The sequence below is a fragment of the Sphingobium sp. D43FB genome, assembly GCF_002312805.1.
Lineage (GTDB): Bacteria > Pseudomonadota > Alphaproteobacteria > Sphingomonadales > Sphingomonadaceae > Sphingobium.
This window is the reverse complement of the sequence record NZ_NMUA01000016.1, coordinates 60,457-77,391: the sequence shown is the minus strand read 5'-3', so window position 1 is coordinate 77,391 and position 16,935 is coordinate 60,457. Positions and strand designations below refer to the sequence as shown.

Sequence of the window (16,935 nt, the reverse complement as noted above, 5' to 3'; positions counted from 1 at the left end):
GTCAGTCCTTCTCTACTTCCCGCGTGAGTTGGGGCGCGGGCGGGATCAGCGCTTCGGGATCGGGACGCAGGTCATGCGCGCGCATCGCGGCCTGGACAGCCTCGATCAGTTGGACGGCGTCATAGGGTTTGTTCAGCACCATGTCGCCGGGCAGGGCGTCGCGCGCGGCGAGTTGCCCATCGCCGGTGGCAAAGAGAATGGCGATCGTGCCGCGTTGAGCGCGGGCCGCTTCGGCGAGCGCCACGCCGGACGCGCCGGGCAAGTGCAGGTCGGTCACCAGCACGTCCACCGGCGCGGTCTGCAGCGCCATCATCGCGTCTTCGGTGCTGCCCGCCTCGATTACCAGGCATCCGGCATTTTTGAGGATTTCGGCGGCATGTTGCCGGATCAAAGCGTCGTCATCGACAAGTAGCACCGTCGCGCCGATCCGTGCCGCGGGGGTGTCGCCGGGCTGCTGCGCAATGGCGTTGCGTTGCCGTTGGTTATCGAGGACATGCCGCAAGCGCCGCGCCAGCGCTTCGCGGGTATAGGGTTTGGAGAGCAGTTCGACCCCGGCGTCCAGCTTGCCGCCATGGACGATGGAATTTTCGGTATAGCCCGATGTGAAGAGGACGGCGAGATTGGGCAGCCGTTCGCGCGCCTTGCGCGCGAGTTCGGGGCTTTTGAGCGGGCCGGGCATCACGACATCGGTGAACAATATGTCGATCGGCATGCCGCTTTCGATGACGATGAGGCCAGCCGCCGCGTCGGGCGCTTTGAGGACGTTGTAGCCAAGGTCGGTCAGCACCTCGACCACGGTCGCGCGGACTTCCTCGTCATCCTCGACCACCAGCACGGTTTCGGTGCCGCCGCTGATCGGGCCGCTGTCCATCTGGACCTCGGCATCTTCGCTTTCGATCGAGCGGGGCAGATAGAGACGGACGGTCGTGCCTTCGCCGACTTCGGAATAGATTTTCACATGGCCGCCCGACTGTTTGACGAAGCCATAGACCATGGAGAGGCCAAGGCCCGACCCCTTGCCTTCGCCCTTGGTCGAGAAGAAGGGTTCAAACACCTTGGCGAGAATGTCGGCGTCCATGCCGGAGCCGGTGTCCGACACCGCCAGCATGACATATTGGCCGGGCGTCACTTCATCATGCACGCGGGCATAGTCGGCGTCGAGATGGGCATTGCCAAGTTCAATGGTCAAGCGCCCCTGCCCGTCCATCGCGTCGCGCGCGTTGATGGCGAGGTTCAGCAGCGCATTTTCGAACTGGGCCGGATCGATAAAGGTGTTCCACAAGCCGCCGCCCACGACGGTTTCGATTTCCACGCCCTCGCCGATCGCCCGGCGCAGCATATCGTCCATCCCGCGCACGAAACGGGTCGCATTGACGACGCGCGGTTCGAGCGCCTGCCGCCGCCCGAAGGCGAGCAATTGGCTGGCGAGTTTGGCGCCGCGCGAGACGCCGGCCATCGCATTGTTGACCCGCTTTTCGACGCGCGGATTGTCCGCCACATCCTTGGCCAGCAATTGCAGATTGCCCGATATGATCTGCAGCAGATTGTTGAAGTCATGGGCGACGCCACCGGTCAGCTTGCCGATCGTCTCCATCTTCTGCGCCTGGGCGAGCTTGGCTTCCGTCCGCCGCCGTTCATCGATTTCCGCGATCACGCGCGCTTCGAGCGTTTCGTTGAGTTGGCGCAGCTGGTCTTCGGCGCGTTCGCGATGGCGCACCTGCCGCGCCAGCATGTCGGCCTGTTCGCGCAAGGCGGCTTCGGCTGCGCGCTGGTGGGTGATGTCAGTGTGGACGCCGACCCATTCCATGATCTCGCCCGCGTCGCTGAGGATCGGCAGGGCGCGGATGGCGCAGACGCGCCACATGCCGTCATGGCGGCGCACGCGGTGTTCATGGACATACATGCGCTTGGCAGCGACGGCTTCGTTCCAGCTGCGGATGCTGTCGGCCTGGTCTTCGGGATGGACGGCATTGGCCCAGCCGAAATCCTGATACTCGTCATAGGATTGGCCGGTCAGTGCGGCCCAGCCGGGTTGTTCGCCGACCATCCGCCCATCGGCGCTGTTGCTCCATAATACGCCATGCACCGCCTGCATCGCCATGCGGAAGCGGCTGTTACTGAGCGACAGGTCGGCTTCGAACTTGGCGCGGACGCTATTGTCGATACAGGTACACATCACCCCGCCGACCGTGCCGTCGCCGTTAAAGACAGGCGTGTAGAACAAGTCGAAAATGACGGTTTGCGACACGCCACCCCGGTTGAGAACCAAGGGTTGTTCCAGATAAGATAGGTTTTCGCCTTTAAGCCCGGCTTCCAGCACCCGCTGGTTGAAGTCCCAGATTTCTGGCCAGACGCCGCGCACCGTCCCGCCAAGCGCGGCGGGGTGGTTTGCGCCTGCGATCTGGGCATAGGCGTCATTATAGATCATGACATGGTTGGGGCCCCACATCAGCACCTTGGCCACCGGCGAATTGACGATATTGCCGACCGTCGCGCGCAATTCGACCGACCATGTGGCAATCGCCCCCAGCGCGGTCGAAGACCAGTTGAAGCGGCGGACGATGGCGCCACATTCGCCACCGCCAAAGGGCCAGCCCGGCAGAACCGGATGGGCCGCCTGCGTGCCATCGCGCAATGCCTGCAACCCGGCGATCAGCATGGCGTCCGCATCGGCATAGACGCCCTTGTCGATCTGCTGACCGATGAAGCCGTCCCATTCGGGCGTCAGGGCGATGCTGCGAGTCTCGCGGATGGTCATCGTCCGGCGCTGCCGCGATGACGGGAATGTGTCAACTCATGTCACGGAATTTGCGCCGAACCGTGGGCCGCCATGTCCCAAAATCGGCCGCTAGTCCTTCGCCACCATGCCAGCGACCATATCGACCAGCGGCAGGCGCGCCTGCATGCGGACGGCGAGCAGCGCGGTGCCGCTGACCTTGCGCTGGACGAACATGGTTTCGACCGGCGGCAGGTGCCAGCTGGCCGTATCCGCCACGACGGGCGTCGCCTGCTCGCGCAGGCGCGCGACGAAGCTGCGATCGGCGAAATCGAATAGGCCGGGGCGCAGCACATGGGCAATGATGGTGTCGATCATGGCGTCGAGCGCCGCGCCATGCCGGATGACAAGGGCGGACGACACGAATCCCACATCGATGAGCGCCGCGCGCAGGCCATCCCTGTCGCCCGTCAGGCCAGCCCGCAACAGCGTGCGATAGGCGTTGCTCGTTTCGGGCGGCACCGGGCGCGCGGCCCCGAAATCCAGCAGCACGATCTCCCCGCTTTCGGGCCGCCAGCGATAATTGGCGAAATTGGGGTCGGTCTGCATATGGCCGAAGACGAAGAGTTCGTGCAGCACCAGATCAAGCAGCGCAGCCATCGACCGGTCGCGCACTTCCTGCGATGCGTCAGCGAGCGTGTCGATCGAATCCGCTGCGATATAATCCATCACCAACACCTGGTCCGTGGTCCAATCGTCCAGCGGACGGGGCACCAGGAAGCGGGGGTCGTCGGCCAGCCGATCGGCATAGAGCTGCATCTGCCGCGCTTCGCGCAGATAGTCGGCCTCTTCATGTAGCTGGATCTTCGCCTCACCCAGCAGCGGCGCGATGTCGAGTGCCGCGGGCAGCAGACCGGACAGGCGCAGCAGGGTAGCGACATTGTCGACATCGGCGTCGATACTGTCGGCGATGCCGGGATATTGCACCTTCACCGCGACCACACGGCCGTCGGGCAGGCGGGCGCGATGGACCTGGCCGATCGAGGCGGCCGCGATCGGGCTGGCTTCGAAATGGGCAAAACGCCGCCGCCAGTCCTGGCCCCATTGCGTGGCCAGTACCTTTTGCAATTGGGCTGGCGGCATATGGTGGGCATTGTCGCGCAACTTGGCGAGGATGGCCGTCAGTTCGGGTGGCAGCATGTCGCCCGCGTCCAGCGAGATCATCTGCCCCAGCTTCATCGCCGCGCCGCGCAGGCGCGACAATTGTTCGGTCACGCGCTGCGCATTGCCGGGCGTGAGCAACAGGTCGCGCATTTGCGGCCGTTCCCCGCGCGCCAGCCGCCGTGCGCCCTCCGCCACCATGCCCGATGCGACGCCGCCCGCCATCTGACCGAAGGCGGCGAAGCGCGACAGCCGGGCGGAGGGCACTTTGCGATAGCGATCGCTCATCGTAGCCGCCTTTGCAGCGCCGGTCGCCAGCGCAGGAAACAGGTGTAAAGCCCGTCGAGCAGCGCCAGGACGGGGCGATAGCGCGCGAGCAGGCCGAAGGGACGGAGCAGCGGAATGGCGCGCCACATGGCGGCAAAGGCGGCTGCGCCCTCCAGCATGCGGCCATCTTCGCAGGCGTGGAAGCGCGCCAGCAGGGCGGCACGGTCGATCGGGCAGGTGGCGTCGGCACGGGCCACATCGATGAAATGCAACCGGCCGCGCCGGTCCAATCGGCGCATCAGGTCAATTTCGCGGCGGCATAAGGGACATGCGCCATCATACCACACCGTCACGCGAGCGTCACCAGCGGCGGCACGATCATCGTGGGGGAGGACTGTGTTCATATGGCGCGCTTCCCACGCCCAAGCCCTTGGCGCGACATGGTCTTTCGGGCACGCCCCGGCGTCAGAACTCGATCAACGCCACCTTGGTCTTGAGATTGGCGAGATAGGCCTCTCGCCCCAGATCCTTGCCGATGCCCGATTGCTTATAGCCGCCGGTGGGCAGGATGAAGTCGTTGCTGCGGCCATAGCGGTTGACCCAGATGGTTCCGGCTTCCAGCGCACGGGTGGCGCGCAGCGCGCGCGCGACATCGGTGGTATGCACGCCAGCGGCCAGGCCATAGGCGCTGTCATTGGCCAGCGCATAGGCCTCAGCATCGTCGGCAAAGGTCTGGACGGTCAGCACGGGGCCGAAAATCTCGCCCTGCACCGCCTCGCTATGCTGCGCAGCATTTTGCAGCAAAGTGGGTTGGAAATAGCTGCCATCCTGCGGCGCTGCGGCGCGACCGCCGCCGGTCAGGACTTGCGCGCCCGCGGCCACGGCGCGCTGGACGATGCCATCGATCCGGTCGAGCTGGCCTTCCGAAATGATGGGACCAAGCGTGCTGTCGCTGGCCCAGGTCGGCCCCATTTTGTGCGCAGCAAAAGCCGTGACGATCCGGTCGATGACTTGATCGGCGACACTCGCCTGCACCAGCAGGCGGGAACCGGCGACACAGACCTGGCCCGCATTGAGCGTGATCGCCCGCGCGACGATCGCCGCCGCCTTGTCGAGCGCGGCGTCGGCGAAGATGATCTGCGGGCTTTTGCCGCCCAGCTCCAACGTGACCGGCTTTGGCCCGGTCTGGGCACAGGCGGTCATGATCGCCGCGCCGGTCGCGGTCGATCCGGTGAAGGTGACCTTGGCGACTTCAGGGCGGCGCACCAGCGGATCGCCGACCGAGCGGCCGTCACCCTGCACGATGTTGAAGATGCCCGCAGGCAAGCCCGCTTCGATTGCCAGCTCGGCGAGGCGCACGATGCTGAACGGTGTCATTTCCGAAGGTTTGAGGACGATGCTGTTCCCCGCCGCGATGGCAGGCGCGATTTTCCAGGCAGCCATGACTAGCGGCAGATTCCACGGCGCGATCGCCGCGACGACGCCATAGGGTTCGTATATGGTGAGGCCGAGCTTGTCGGGCGTGGTCCCCGCCACCTCGCCGCCGACCTTGTCGGCCCATTCGGCAAAGAAGCGCACCGTTTCAGCCGTATAGGTCACATCCCAGGCGCGGATTTCGTGGATCATCCGGGTCGAGCCGAGCGCTTCGAGTGGGGCGAGCGTCTCCATGTCGGCCTCGATCAAGTCGGCCCAGCGACGCAGCACGCGCATCCGCCCGCGCGGGTCGGTCTGCGCCCAGCCGCTGCTCTTGTAAGCGCGCTGGGCATCCTCGACCGCCTGGCCCAGTTGCGCCTCGTCCACGCTGTCGAGATCGGCATAGATCCGCGCGTCGGAGGGGCGCCGCACCGGAATGGCCGGCCCGCGCCCGATGACACGCCGCCCGCCGATGAAATTGCTCCCCTGCGGCAAGGCAATTAGGTCGGGGTTGAAAATGTCCATGGCGCGGCTTTCCTCTCGGCGGGCTGGCGAACAGAATATGGATCGCGCGCGGCATGTGTTGCAGTTGCGCAGGAAAATCTGCGCGATAATCTTCCAAAATCGGGGCGAAGGCAGCAGCCAATGCTTGAACGCGGCATTTATGGTCGCGCCGACAATGGGAATCCGATGATTCCGACCAAGACAGGCGGGCACCCCTTTCCCGCCAATGGAGCAAGACGCATGGCGACAGGCATAGAGGCGATGGTGGACCTGCGGCGCATGACCGTGGATGATCTGGCCGCTGGCCATGCCTTGTCCAGCGAACAGAAATGGCCGCACCGGATCGAAGATTGGGAGATGCTGCTGAGCCTTGGCCTCGGCTATGTCGCGGAGCGCGACGGCCACGTGATCGGCACGGCCATGGCGTGGCTCTATGGCCTGGATGCCGCGACGCTGGGCATGGTCATCGTCTCGCCCGCTGCGCAGGGCATGGGGCTGGGCCGCCGGTTGATGGAAGCGGTGATGGCCGATCTGGGCGATCGCACCATATTGCTGAACGCTACCGACGAAGGCGCGCCGCTTTATCGCAAGCTGGGTTTTGAGAGCATCGGCCCGGTGTTTCAGCATCAGGGCGCGGCTTTTTCTGTGCCCGTTGCTGAACTGATCCCCGACGAGCGGGTGCGGCCGTTGGGCGCAAAGGATATGCCGTCGCTGCATGACCTGGCGCGCCGGGCCACGGGCATGAACCGCGATGCGCTGCTCGACGCACTGGTGCCGGGCGCGCAGGGCGTGGTGCTGACGCGCAGCAACGAGCCGGTCGGCTTCGCACTGTTTCGCCGGTTCGGGCGTGGCTATGTGGTGGGCCCGACCATCGCGCCCGATGTCGGCGGGGCGAAGGCGTTGATCTCGCATTGGCTGGGGTCGAACAGCGGCACTTTCTGTCGGCTCGACATACCGGAAGAAAGCGGGCTGGGCGGATGGCTGGACGAGTTGGGCCTGCCCTGCGTCGGCCGGGTCATGCGCATGGTGCGCGGGCCGTTGCCGCAGACGGACGCAGCCGTCCAAGTCTTTTCCCTCACGACACAGGCGCTCGGATGACCCTCTCGCTCAACAACCCCGCTCTTTTCGTCGAACGCGCCTATATTGGCGGCGCGTGGGTCGGGGCTGCCTCCGGCGCTACCGTACCTGTCGACAATCCCGCGACCGGCGCGATCATCGGCACTGTGCCGGATTGCGGCGAGGCGGATACGCAGGCGGCGATCGACGCAGCAGAAGCGACTTTCCCGGCGTGGAAGGCGCGGACGGCGGGCGATCGCGCTGCCGTGCTGGAGCGCTGGCATGCGTTGGTGCTGGAGAATGTCGCGGATCTTGGCCGGATCATGACCGCCGAACAGGGTAAGCCAGTGGCGGAGGCCGAGGGCGAAATTCGCTATGCGGCGAGCTTCATCAAATGGTTTGCAGAGGAAGCGCGTCGGGTCGAAGGCGGCATGATCCCCGCCCCCGAAGCCAATCGCCGCATCTTGGTGATGAAGGAGCCGGTCGGGGTGTCGGCCGCGATCACGCCGTGGAATTTCCCGTCCGCGATGATCACGCGCAAATGCGCGCCTGCGCTGGCGGCGGGGTGTCCGGTGGTGGTCAAGCCTTCCGAACTGACCCCCTATAGCGCGCTGGCCATGGCGAAGCTGGCGGAGGAAGCGGGCTTTCCGGCGGGCGTGTTCAACATCGTCACCGGGATGCCGACGGCGATCGGCGGTGCGCTGACCGCCAGTCCCGTGGTGCGCAAATTATCCTTCACCGGATCGACCCGCGTGGGTGCGTTGCTGATGCGGCAATGCGCGGATACGATCAAGCGGGTGAGCTTCGAGCTGGGCGGCAATGCGCCGCTGATCGTGTTCGACGATGCCGACATCGACCTGGCCGTCGCCAGCACCATGGTCAGCAAGTTCCGTAATGCCGGGCAGACCTGTGTCTGCGCCAACCGGATATTGGTGCAGGACGCGGTATATGACCAGTTTGCCGAGAAGCTGGCCAAGGCCGTGTCCGCGCTGACCGTTGCGCCGGGCGACCATCCGGGCAGCACGATCGGGCCGTTGATCAACGCCGCCGCCGCCGCCAAGGTGAAGGCGCATGTCGAAGATGCACTGGCGCAGGGCGCGACCTTGTTTGCGCAGGCGCCCGAAGGCGCGACGGGTGAGCGCTTTGCCCGCCCGGTGGTGCTGACCGGCGCGACGCGGGACATGCGACTGGCGGAGGAAGAGACGTTCGGCCCGGTCGCGCCGCTTTTCCGCTTCACCCATGAAGAGGAAGGCATCGAATTGGCCAATGCGACCAGCTATGGCCTGGCGAGCTATTTCTACACCGAAAATCTGCACCGTGCCTTTCGCGTGGCGGAGCGGCTGGAAGCGGGCATGGTCGCGCTCAACAGCGGGTCGATCGCGATGGAGGTTGCGCCCTTTGGCGGGGTCAAGATGTCGGGCCTGGGCCGTGAAGGCGGGCGTGTGGGAATCGAGGAATATCTCGAGACCAAGGCATTCCATATCGGCGGGTTGAAACTGTAACCATACCTAAAAATTCCGTTCGCCCTGAGCCTGTCGAAGGGCCGCACTTCATTTCAAGACAGAACAGGGCTTCGACAGGCTCAGCCCGAACGGGAGTTTTTATGGCGAACAATCGCAGCTATTCCATCTCCGTCATTCCGGGCGACGGCATCGGCAAGGAAGTGATGCCAGAGGGCATTCGCGTGCTGGAGCGGGCGGCGAGCCTTTATGGCTTTTCGATCGCGCAGGCGTGGCAGGATTTCGCCTGCTGCGACTATTATGCCAAGCATGGCCAGATGATGCCGGACGACTGGAAGGAGCGGATCGGCAAGCCCGACGCGATCTTCTTCGGCGCGGTCGGCTGGCCCGATACGGTACCGGATCATGTGTCGCTCTGGGGCTCGCTGCTCCAGTTCCGGCGCGAATATGACCAATATGTCAATCTGCGCCCGGTGCGGCTGATGCCCGGCGTCCCCTGCCCGCTCGTCGGACGCGAGCCGGGCGACATTGATTTCTGGGTCGTGCGCGAAAATACGGAAGGAGAATATAGTTCGGTCGGCGGCAAGATGTTCCCCGGCACCGATCGCGAGATCGTGATCCAGGAAACGGTGATGACGCGCCATGGCACCGACCGGGTGCTGCGCTATGCGTTCGATCTGGCTGCAACGCGGGAGCGCAAGCATGTCACGTCCGCCACCAAGTCCAATGGCATTGCGATCACCATGCCCTGGTGGGACGAACGGGTGGAGGAGATGGCCACAAACTATCCGACCGTCACCCATGACAAATATCATATCGATATTTTGACGGCGCAATTCGTGCTGAACCCCGATCGCTTCGATGTGGTCGTGGCGTCCAATCTGTTCGGCGATATCCTTTCCGACCTTGGCCCCGCCTGCACGGGCACGATCGGCGTCGCGCCATCGGGCAATATCAACCCGGATGGCACCCACCCGTCCCTGTTCGAGCCGGTGCATGGCTCCGCGCCCGATATTGCGGGAAAAGGCATCGCCAACCCGGTCGGGCAAATCTGGTCGGCAGCGATGATGCTGGAGCATCTGGGCGAGGTAGACGCCGCAGCCGCCATCATGCGCGCGGTCGAAACCGTGCTGGCGGAATCCGGCCTGCGCACTGGTGATCTGAAAGGCACGGCCAATACCGAGCAGTGCGGCAAGGCGATTGCTGACGCGCTGGCGTGATGGACGGGAAGCGCTTATCTTCGCATATTTCCCGCAAATTGCGACATTTTGTTACGCTCGCCTGATCCTATCGGAAAGGCCACTACGTCTTTGCAAAATCCTCCCCTGTAAGGGGAGGTGGCAGGGCGGGCAGCATCCGGGGTCGGTTTCTTTCGTCATCGGCCCCGGTTCTAAAGCCATTCAATCATAGCATGGCGAGCCTCCTGTAGGACAGCGGCATAATATGCTGCGTTGGTTGATGATTAAGGGCGGCGATGGTCGCTATTGGTGCCATATCGGGCTTTGCGCCCGCGGCGGGACGATAGGCTGGACCCCATAACCATCCATGGCGAGCAAACCGACGATGCACCAATCCAACCGATCCCTGCTGGACATCGACCGCGATCACCTGATCCATCCCGTCACCTCCTTCCGGGGCCATGAAGCGCGCGGCGCGACGTTGCTGCAAAGCGGCAAGGGCATGTGGCTGACCGACATGGACGGCAAGGAATTGCTCGATGCCTTTGCCGGGCTGTGGTGCGTCAATGTCGGCTATGGTCAGGACAGCATCGCCGAGGTTGCCGCCGAACAGATGCGCCGCCTGCCCTATGCGACGGGCTATTTCCATTTCGGTAGCGAACCGGCGGTGCGACTGGCGCAGCGGCTGGTCGAGCTTTCGCCCGAAGGCCTGGACCATGTCTATTTCACGCTGGGCGGGTCGGACGCGGTGGATAGCGCGATCCGCTACATCACCCATTATTTCAACGCGATCGGCAAGCCGACCAAGAAGCAGTGCATCGCACTGGAGCGCGGCTACCATGGCTCCAGCACCACCGGCGCCGGGCTGACGGCGCTCGCCAATTTCCATCGTGGGTTCGACCTGCCGCTGCGCTGGCAGCATCATATCGCATCGCCCTACCCCTATCGCAGCGATCTGGAGGGCGATGACGCGGCGATCATCGCGCGGTCGGTGCAGCAGTTGAAGGACAAGGTCGCGGAACTGGGTGCAGATAATGTCGCCGCCTTCTTCTGCGAGCCGATCCAGGGATCGGGCGGCGTCATCGTCCCGCCAGTCGGCTGGCTCAAGGCCATGCGGCAGGCGTGCGATGAACTCGACATTTTGCTGGTGGCCGACGAAGTCATCACTGCCTTTGGCCGCACCGGGCCGATGTTCGCCTGCGAAGCCGAAGGCGTCACGCCCGACCTGATGACCGTCGCCAAGGGGCTGACCGCCGGTTATGTACCGATGGGCGCGGTGCTGATGTCGGACATCATCTATCAGGGCATTGCCGATGGCGCGGCTGCCGATGTCGTGATTGGCCATGGCGCAACCTATTCGGGTCATCCGGTCAGCGCGGCGGTGGGTTTGGAAGTGCTGCGCCTCTATACCGAAGGCGGGATATTGGCGAACGGACAGAAGGTGGCGGCGCGCTTCGACGCGGGGTTGGCGGGGCTTGCCGATCATCCGCTGGTCGGCGACACGCGCGGGCGCGGGTTGCTGGGTGCGATCGAACTGGTGGCGAACAAGGGCAAGAAGGCGCGGTTCGACCCGTCGCTCAAGGTCGCCGATCGCCTCTTTGCCGATGGCTATGCCAATGGCGTCATCTTCCGTGCCTTTGCCGATAATATCATCGGTCTGGCCCCGGCGCTGTGCGCGTCGGACGCGGAGATGGACGAGATATTCGCGCGCATTCGGAAAACACTCGACGGACTGCTCGAACAGGCGGATATTCGCGCGGCGCTGGGATAAGATAAGGGGAGCAAGGCATATGTTGGGCGGACCCAGACTGGACAGGATCGACCTGAAGATCCTGACGCAGCTTCAGATGTCGGGCCGGATCACCAATGTCGAATTGGCCGATGCGGTTGGCCTGTCGCCAAGCCCTTGCCTCACCCGCGTCAAGCGGCTGGAGAAGGCGGGCTATATCACCGGCTATGGCGCGCATATCAACCTGCACAAGCTGGGCGAATATCTGACCGTCTTTACCGAAGTGACGCTGACCGAGCATCGCGCCGGGGACTTTTCCCGCTTCGAAACGCGCATCCGCAAGCTGGACGAGATCGTCGAATGTCACCTGGTCAGCGGCGGCTATGATTATCTGCTGAAATTCGTGACGCGGGGCGTGGCGCATTATCAGTCGATCGTCGAAGGCATGCTGGAAAGCGACTATGGCATCGAGAAATATTTCAGCTACGTCGTGATCAAATCGCCCTTCATCAAACATCATTATCCGATCCAGCATCTGTTCGGCGAACAGCGGTAGGATTGGGGGGAAACGCGTTCTCGCCTGCGCGGGGACATGATCGTCTCTGGAAGATATGGTTCGGGCGATTATGTAGTTTGACAAGCCGGACACCACAATCCTCCCCTGTAAGGGGAGGGGGACCGCTCGCGAAGCGAGTGGTGGAGGGGTGTCACCCTATCGAGGGGGCGACACCCCTCCGTCAGGGCTACGCCCTGCCACCTCCCCTACAAGGGGAGGATCGATTACTGCTATAGTTTAGGGTGCTGCCATGACCGACATATCCGACCTGATCGAACCGCTGATCGCCTTTCGCCGCGACATTCATGCGCATCCTGAGCTTGGCTTTGCCGAACATCGCACGGCCGGGCGGATCGCCGAGCAATTGCGCGCGCTGGGGCTGGACGTGCATGAGGGGATCGGGCGGACGGGCGTGGTCGGCGTGTTGCGTAACGGGACGTCGGGGCGCAGCATCGGATTGCGCGCGGACATGGATGCGCTGCCGATCCAGGAACAGACCAACCTGCCCTATGCCAGCACGACGCCGGGCACATTCCATGGCTGCGGCCATGACGGCCATGTCGCCATGTTGCTGGGGGCGGCGCAGCATCTGACCCGGACCCGCCATTTCGACGGGACGGTCAATTTCTTCTTCCAACCCGCCGAAGAGGGGCATGGCGGCGCGCGCGAGATGGTCAATGAAGGGCTGTTCGAACGTTTCCCGTGCGACCGCGTGTTCGGCCTGCATAACTGGCCTGACCTGCCCGCGGGCACGATCGCAACCCGGCCCGGCCCGATCATGGGCGCAGCGGACAAGTTCGAGATCGTGCTGGAAGGGCGCGGCGGCCATGCCGCTATCCCGCAGGATACGCCCGACGCGATCCAGGCGGCGGCCGCGATGGTACAGCAATTGAACGCCATCATATCGCGCCGGATCGCGGCGACGGCATCGGCGGTGCTGTCGATCACGCAAATCCATGGCGGGCATACGCATAATGTGATTCCGGCCGAGGTGCGCGTCAGCGGCACGGTGCGGACCTTCGATCCAGCCGTACAGGACCGGATCGAAGCATCGATCCGCGAAATTTCGGCGGGCATCGGCATCGCCAATGGCGTCACCGCGACCGTCGATTATCAGCGCTATTATCCCGCGACGATCAACGATGCGAAGGCGGCGCAAGAAGCGCTGGATGCGGCCGCGACGGTGGGAAATGCGGTGGTCGCGCCCGATCCCGCCTTCACCTCGGAGGATTTCGCCTTCATGCTGCAGGCGTGCAAGGGCGCTTATATCTGGCTGGGGCAGGCGAAGGGTGATGGCGGCACGCCGCTGCATAATCCGCATTATGATTTCAATGATGATGTGCTGGCGCTGGGCATCAAACTGCATGTCGCTCTGGCCGAGCGGCATCTGGCGCTTTGATCGCCAAAGACTGACGGCTAAAGGCTGAAGCCGAAGCCGATCACGACGGCGGTGGATTGCAGCGCCTCCCCCTGCGACCGGCCGAGCGCGCGGGTGCCGCCCAGCAGCCGTTCATGGACGATGGCCGTGTAGATATTGAGTTTCGGCTTCAGACGATAGCGCAGGCGCAATGTCGTTTCCGCTTCGGAAAATCCTGCGCGCACCGCATCCCTGTCCGACGCCTGGGCGGACCAGCCGACCGCAACGCGCGGTTCGAGATAGAGATTTTGGGTGATCGGCAAGGCATAGATGAGCTGCGCTTCGCCGGTCAGTCGCCCGTCATCCGACAGGAAGCCATAGGTCTCCCAGCTCAGCCGCGTGCCGACCATGCCCTGCACGCCGATCGCGGCATAGATGTCGCGGGGGTGCGGCGTGATATCCTTGCGCATGCCCACCAGCCAGGTCGTATTGCCGACCGTCCGGCCATAGAAGAGGCGCATCTGGGTTTCGTCGATCTGGTTGCCGAGCGCCCCGCCGCCCTCGCTCACCAGCATCACCTGATCGCGGCTGTTTCCCCAGGAAAAGGCGGCATCCCAGAAGAAAACATCGTCGCCCTGGCCCGCGCGCAATTCGATGAGGTCGAAGCCGCCGCTCACCACCCAGGGGTCGGCATCCGCCGCAGCCTCCTGCGCAGCGGCAGGCGCAACGCCAGCCAGCGCGCACGCAAAGGAAAGGAAGCCCCAAGGGGCGAAATGCCGCATCTACCCTGATCCGTTTTTCGGTATCATTGAGAGAGTAGGGCGGCGTCACGGTGCTATCGCGCGAAGAGCGGCGCGAGATAGCGGGCAGCATGACAAATTATTGCCAGTCCACAGCAGCTTGTGCCGCGATCGTCAGAACCAGAAACGGATGCCCATGACGAGGCTGGCGGTCGACGCCCCTTCCCCATCGGCGCGGGCGTAGCGGGCGGTGTCGCCGAGCTTGCGTTCCCAATGGACGCCGACATAGGGCGCAAATTCGCGGGCAAATTCGTAGCGCAGGCGCAGGCCGAGTTCGATGTTGGAGATGCCCGACCCGATGCCGAGTTCGGGCACATCCTGCGCCGCGATATTCACTTCGGCGGCGGGTTGCAGGATCAGGCGCTGGGTGATGCGCTGGTCATAGCTGCCCTCCATGCGCAGATGGACGTCGCCCTTGGTCGAGACGAAGGCCTGGCCCTCGACCTCGAACCAATAGGGGGCGAGGCCTTCTATACCGACCGTGGCATAGCTGCGCTGCGGCTCCGGCCGGATGTCATGGCGGACGCCTGCGACCATGTTCCACCATGGGTCGATCGCGCGGCTGTAGAGGGCCTGGACCTCTGCGCTTTCGAGCGGCCCGCCAACCTCGCCCTCGCCTTCGGTCTTGAAGGCGAAGCGGTTGATGTCGCCGCCGATCCAGCCTTCGCCTTCCCAGGCATAGCCGTTGGCGCCCTTGTTGGCGCGATATTCGAGGCGATCAACCATCAGTTGCGAGAAGGTCATGCCGCCGCTTTCCTTGATCATGGCGGCGCGGGCGCGGGCCATGACGGCGGGGTCGTAAAAGGCTTCGGCGGCGTGGTCGGTTGGGACTGGCGGGGCGACGCCCTGAGGGATCGTATCGTCGGCGGCAGGCATGGTATGTCCGGCGTGCGGGTCGGCGGATGCCTCCGGCGCGGACGGCATCTGATGGGCGCTATGGTCCATCTGGGCCAGGGCGGGCGTGGTGCTGGTGAGCAGCGCGGCGACGATCAGGCGCATCATGCCGCGTCCTCCGCGTGACGGACCGTGACGACGCGCATCATCCCGGCATGCATGTGCATCAGCATATGGCAGTGGAACGCCCAGTCGCCCAGCGCATCGGCGGTCAGATCAAAGCTGATCTTGCCGCCGGGCAGCACATTCACCGTATGCTTGCGCGGGTTGTGGGTCGCATCCTCGCCGGTGATGAGCTGAAAGAAATGGCCGTGAATGTGGATGGGGTGCGGCATCATCGTGTCGTTGATGAGGGTGACGCGCACCCGCTCCATATGGCGGAAAGCGATCGGCTCCGCGCCATCGGACAGCTTCACCCCGTCGAACGACCACATATAGCGTTCCATGTTCGCGGTCAGATGAATGTCGAGCGAGCGGGTCGGCGCGCGGACATCCTCATTCGGCTCCAGCGCGCGCAGGTCGGCATAGGTCAGGACGCGATGATCGACATCCTCCAGCCCCGTCGGCCGATCGGCGGTGCGATCGGCAGGCATGGAGGACAGGGTCGCGACGCCCGGTCCCATCGGCACCTCCGGCGCGACCGAGGGGTCGAGCATCTTCATGCTGTGCCCGGCCATGCTTTCATTGGCGGGTTGGGACAGGTCGATGACGCCCCCCTGCCCCATGTCCATGCCGGACATGTCCATCCCCATATCCTTCATCGTGAGCAGCGGACGGGTGCGCAGCGGCGGGATGGCGGCGACCATGCCGATTTGTGGCGCGAGCGTCGCGCGCACGAGGCCGGAGCGGTCGATGGCTTCGGCGATCAGAGCGTAGGCGGTTGCGTCGGTGGGCTGGACGATCACGTCATAGGTTTCGGCGATGCCGATCTGGAACTCGTCGGTTTCGACCGGCTGGACATGCTGGCCATCGCACTGCACCACGGTCATGGGCAGGCCGGGCAGGCGGACATTGAAATTGGTCATGGCCGAGGCGTTGACGATGCGCAGGCGGACGCGCTCGCCCGGCGTGAATAGCCCGGTCCAGTTTTCCGGCGTGCCATGGCCGTTGACGAGGTAGCTGTAGGTGGAGCCGGTCACGTCCGAAATATCGGTCGGGTCCATCCGCATCGCGCCCCATTCGATGCGCTCCTTCAGGGGCTGGTTCTTGCCCTTGAGCAGATCGGCCAGCGTCTGCTTCTGCATATTATAATAGCCGCCCATCTGCTTGAGCCGCTTGAGCTGGACATGCGGGTGGACCGGCGACCAGTCGGACAGGACGATGACATGTTCTCGGCTAGCCTGCACTGGATCGACGCCGGCGGGGTCGATGACGATGGGACCATAATGGCCCATCGCCTCCTGCATGCCGGAATGGCTGTGATACCAGTAGGTGCCCGATTGCCGGATCGGAAATTCATAGTGGAAGGTTTCGCCGGGGCGGATGCCGGGGAAGCTGACGCCGGGGACGCCGTCCATCTGAAAGGGGAGGATCAGGCCGTGCCAGTGGATCGACGTGTCTTCCTTCAACTTGTTGGTGACGGAGAGGCGGACATTCTGCCCCTCGCGCAACCGGATCAGCGGCGCGGGCAGCGTGTCGTTGATGGTGATTGCATGGGCCGAGCGGCCGCCGGTCGAAAAATGGCTGTCGGCCACGGTGAGCGCGATTGTCTCGCCCGACAGCACGCCCGGCGCTGGTGCCAGGCCATGGGTGCCGCTTTGCGCCCAGGCGGGGAAGGCGTTGGCGAAGCTGAGGGCGGCAGCGCCCTTGAACAGGGTGCGGCGGTCGAGGGTCAAATGCGTCAT

At 64.3% G+C, this 16,935-nt stretch carries 13 protein-coding genes; 6 read left to right on the top strand and 7 right to left on the bottom strand.

The window, feature by feature from the left end:
- Position 1 precedes the first annotated feature (1 nt).
- From SxD43FB_RS14595 to SxD43FB_RS14580, 4 genes are all read right to left on the bottom strand, one after another.
- A complete protein-coding gene (locus SxD43FB_RS14595; RefSeq protein ID WP_096062821.1) occupies positions 2 to 2,758 on the bottom strand; it encodes a response regulator in 2,757 nt (918 codons plus the stop codon).
- A 90-nt stretch (positions 2,759 to 2,848) separates the two neighbouring features.
- Positions 2,849 to 4,165: an AarF/ABC1/UbiB kinase family protein gene (locus tag SxD43FB_RS14590; RefSeq protein ID WP_096062820.1), complete on the bottom strand. Its 1,317-nt coding sequence runs from the start codon at positions 4,163 to 4,165 to the stop codon at positions 2,849 to 2,851.
- Positions 4,162 to 4,548: a DUF393 domain-containing protein gene (locus SxD43FB_RS14585; protein ID WP_096062819.1), complete on the bottom strand. Its 387-nt coding sequence runs from the start codon at positions 4,546 to 4,548 to the stop codon at positions 4,162 to 4,164. The genes SxD43FB_RS14590 and SxD43FB_RS14585 overlap by 4 nt, the downstream gene beginning before the upstream one ends.
- A gap of 61 nt (positions 4,549 to 4,609) precedes the next feature.
- Positions 4,610 to 6,082: an aldehyde dehydrogenase family protein gene (locus SxD43FB_RS14580; protein WP_096062850.1), complete on the bottom strand. Its 1,473-nt coding sequence runs from the start codon at positions 6,080 to 6,082 to the stop codon at positions 4,610 to 4,612.
- Between the two features lie 219 nt (positions 6,083 to 6,301).
- Here SxD43FB_RS14580 and SxD43FB_RS14575 point away from each other — a divergent pair, with 219 nt between their 5' ends.
- The 6 genes from SxD43FB_RS14575 to SxD43FB_RS14550 all read left to right on the top strand — a co-directional run bounded on the left by SxD43FB_RS14575 (position 6,302) and on the right by SxD43FB_RS14550 (position 13,439).
- Entirely contained in the window at positions 6,302 to 7,159 is an 858-nt protein-coding gene (locus SxD43FB_RS14575; protein ID WP_096062818.1) for a GNAT family N-acetyltransferase, read from the top strand.
- A complete protein-coding gene (locus tag SxD43FB_RS14570; protein WP_096062817.1) occupies positions 7,156 to 8,619 on the top strand; it encodes an NAD-dependent succinate-semialdehyde dehydrogenase in 1,464 nt (487 codons plus the stop codon). Before SxD43FB_RS14575 ends, SxD43FB_RS14570 begins: the two co-directional genes overlap by 4 nt.
- A 101-nt stretch (positions 8,620 to 8,720) precedes the next feature.
- Positions 8,721 to 9,797, top strand: a complete 1,077-nt coding sequence (locus tag SxD43FB_RS14565; protein ID WP_096062816.1) for a tartrate dehydrogenase — start codon at positions 8,721 to 8,723, stop codon at positions 9,795 to 9,797.
- 343 nt (positions 9,798 to 10,140) lie between these two features.
- The gene (locus SxD43FB_RS14560; RefSeq protein ID WP_096062849.1) at positions 10,141 to 11,526 is read left to right on the top strand and encodes an aspartate aminotransferase family protein; all 1,386 of its coding nucleotides are present in this window, start codon (positions 10,141 to 10,143) and stop codon (positions 11,524 to 11,526) included.
- Positions 11,527 to 11,545: 19 nt separating this feature from the next.
- Positions 11,546 to 12,040: a winged helix-turn-helix transcriptional regulator gene (locus tag SxD43FB_RS14555; protein WP_043149307.1), complete on the top strand. Its 495-nt coding sequence runs from the start codon at positions 11,546 to 11,548 to the stop codon at positions 12,038 to 12,040.
- Between the two features lie 250 nt (positions 12,041 to 12,290).
- Positions 12,291 to 13,439, top strand: coding sequence for a M20 aminoacylase family protein (locus SxD43FB_RS14550; protein ID WP_096062815.1), 1,149 nt, complete (start codon positions 12,291 to 12,293; stop codon positions 13,437 to 13,439).
- 17 nt (positions 13,440 to 13,456) lie between these two features.
- Here SxD43FB_RS14550 and SxD43FB_RS14545 read toward each other — a convergent pair whose 3' ends face one another.
- The 3 genes from SxD43FB_RS14545 to SxD43FB_RS14535 form a co-directional block, all read right to left on the bottom strand.
- On the bottom strand, positions 13,457 to 14,179 hold the full coding sequence (locus SxD43FB_RS14545) for a copper resistance protein B (RefSeq protein ID WP_096062814.1): 723 nt from the start codon (positions 14,177 to 14,179) through the stop codon (positions 13,457 to 13,459).
- A 132-nt stretch (positions 14,180 to 14,311) separates the two neighbouring features.
- Positions 14,312 to 15,199, bottom strand: coding sequence for a copper resistance protein B (locus SxD43FB_RS14540; RefSeq protein WP_096062813.1), 888 nt, complete (start codon positions 15,197 to 15,199; stop codon positions 14,312 to 14,314).
- Positions 15,196 to 16,935 carry a copper resistance system multicopper oxidase gene (locus SxD43FB_RS14535; protein ID WP_096062812.1) on the bottom strand — a complete coding sequence of 580 codons (1,740 nt, stop codon included), beginning with the start codon at positions 16,933 to 16,935 and terminating at the stop codon, positions 15,196 to 15,198. Before SxD43FB_RS14535 ends, SxD43FB_RS14540 begins: the two co-directional genes overlap by 4 nt.

Excerpts from the sequence above, each read along its gene's own strand:
- SxD43FB_RS14595 (WP_096062821.1), bottom strand. The coding sequence starts at position 2,758 with ATGACCATCCGCGAGACTCGCAGCATCGCCCTGACGCCCGAATGGGAC.
- SxD43FB_RS14590 (WP_096062820.1), bottom strand. The coding sequence starts at position 4,165 with ATGAGCGATCGCTATCGCAAAGTGCCCTCCGCCCGGCTGTCGCGCTTC.
- SxD43FB_RS14585 (WP_096062819.1), bottom strand. The coding sequence starts at position 4,548 with ATGAACACAGTCCTCCCCCACGATGATCGTGCCGCCGCTGGTGACGCT.
- SxD43FB_RS14580 (WP_096062850.1), bottom strand. The coding sequence starts at position 6,082 with ATGGACATTTTCAACCCCGACCTAATTGCCTTGCCGCAGGGGAGCAAT.
- SxD43FB_RS14575 (WP_096062818.1), top strand. The coding sequence starts at position 6,302 with ATGGCGACAGGCATAGAGGCGATGGTGGACCTGCGGCGCATGACCGTG.
- SxD43FB_RS14570 (WP_096062817.1), top strand. The coding sequence starts at position 7,156 with ATGACCCTCTCGCTCAACAACCCCGCTCTTTTCGTCGAACGCGCCTAT.
- SxD43FB_RS14565 (WP_096062816.1), top strand. The coding sequence starts at position 8,721 with ATGGCGAACAATCGCAGCTATTCCATCTCCGTCATTCCGGGCGACGGC.
- SxD43FB_RS14560 (WP_096062849.1), top strand. The coding sequence starts at position 10,141 with ATGCACCAATCCAACCGATCCCTGCTGGACATCGACCGCGATCACCTG.
- SxD43FB_RS14555 (WP_043149307.1), top strand. The coding sequence starts at position 11,546 with ATGTTGGGCGGACCCAGACTGGACAGGATCGACCTGAAGATCCTGACG.
- SxD43FB_RS14550 (WP_096062815.1), top strand. The coding sequence starts at position 12,291 with ATGACCGACATATCCGACCTGATCGAACCGCTGATCGCCTTTCGCCGC.
- SxD43FB_RS14545 (WP_096062814.1), bottom strand. The coding sequence starts at position 14,179 with ATGCGGCATTTCGCCCCTTGGGGCTTCCTTTCCTTTGCGTGCGCGCTG.
- SxD43FB_RS14540 (WP_096062813.1), bottom strand. The coding sequence starts at position 15,199 with ATGATGCGCCTGATCGTCGCCGCGCTGCTCACCAGCACCACGCCCGCC.
- SxD43FB_RS14535 (WP_096062812.1), bottom strand. The coding sequence starts at position 16,935 with ATGACGCATTTGACCCTCGACCGCCGCACCCTGTTCAAGGGCGCTGCC.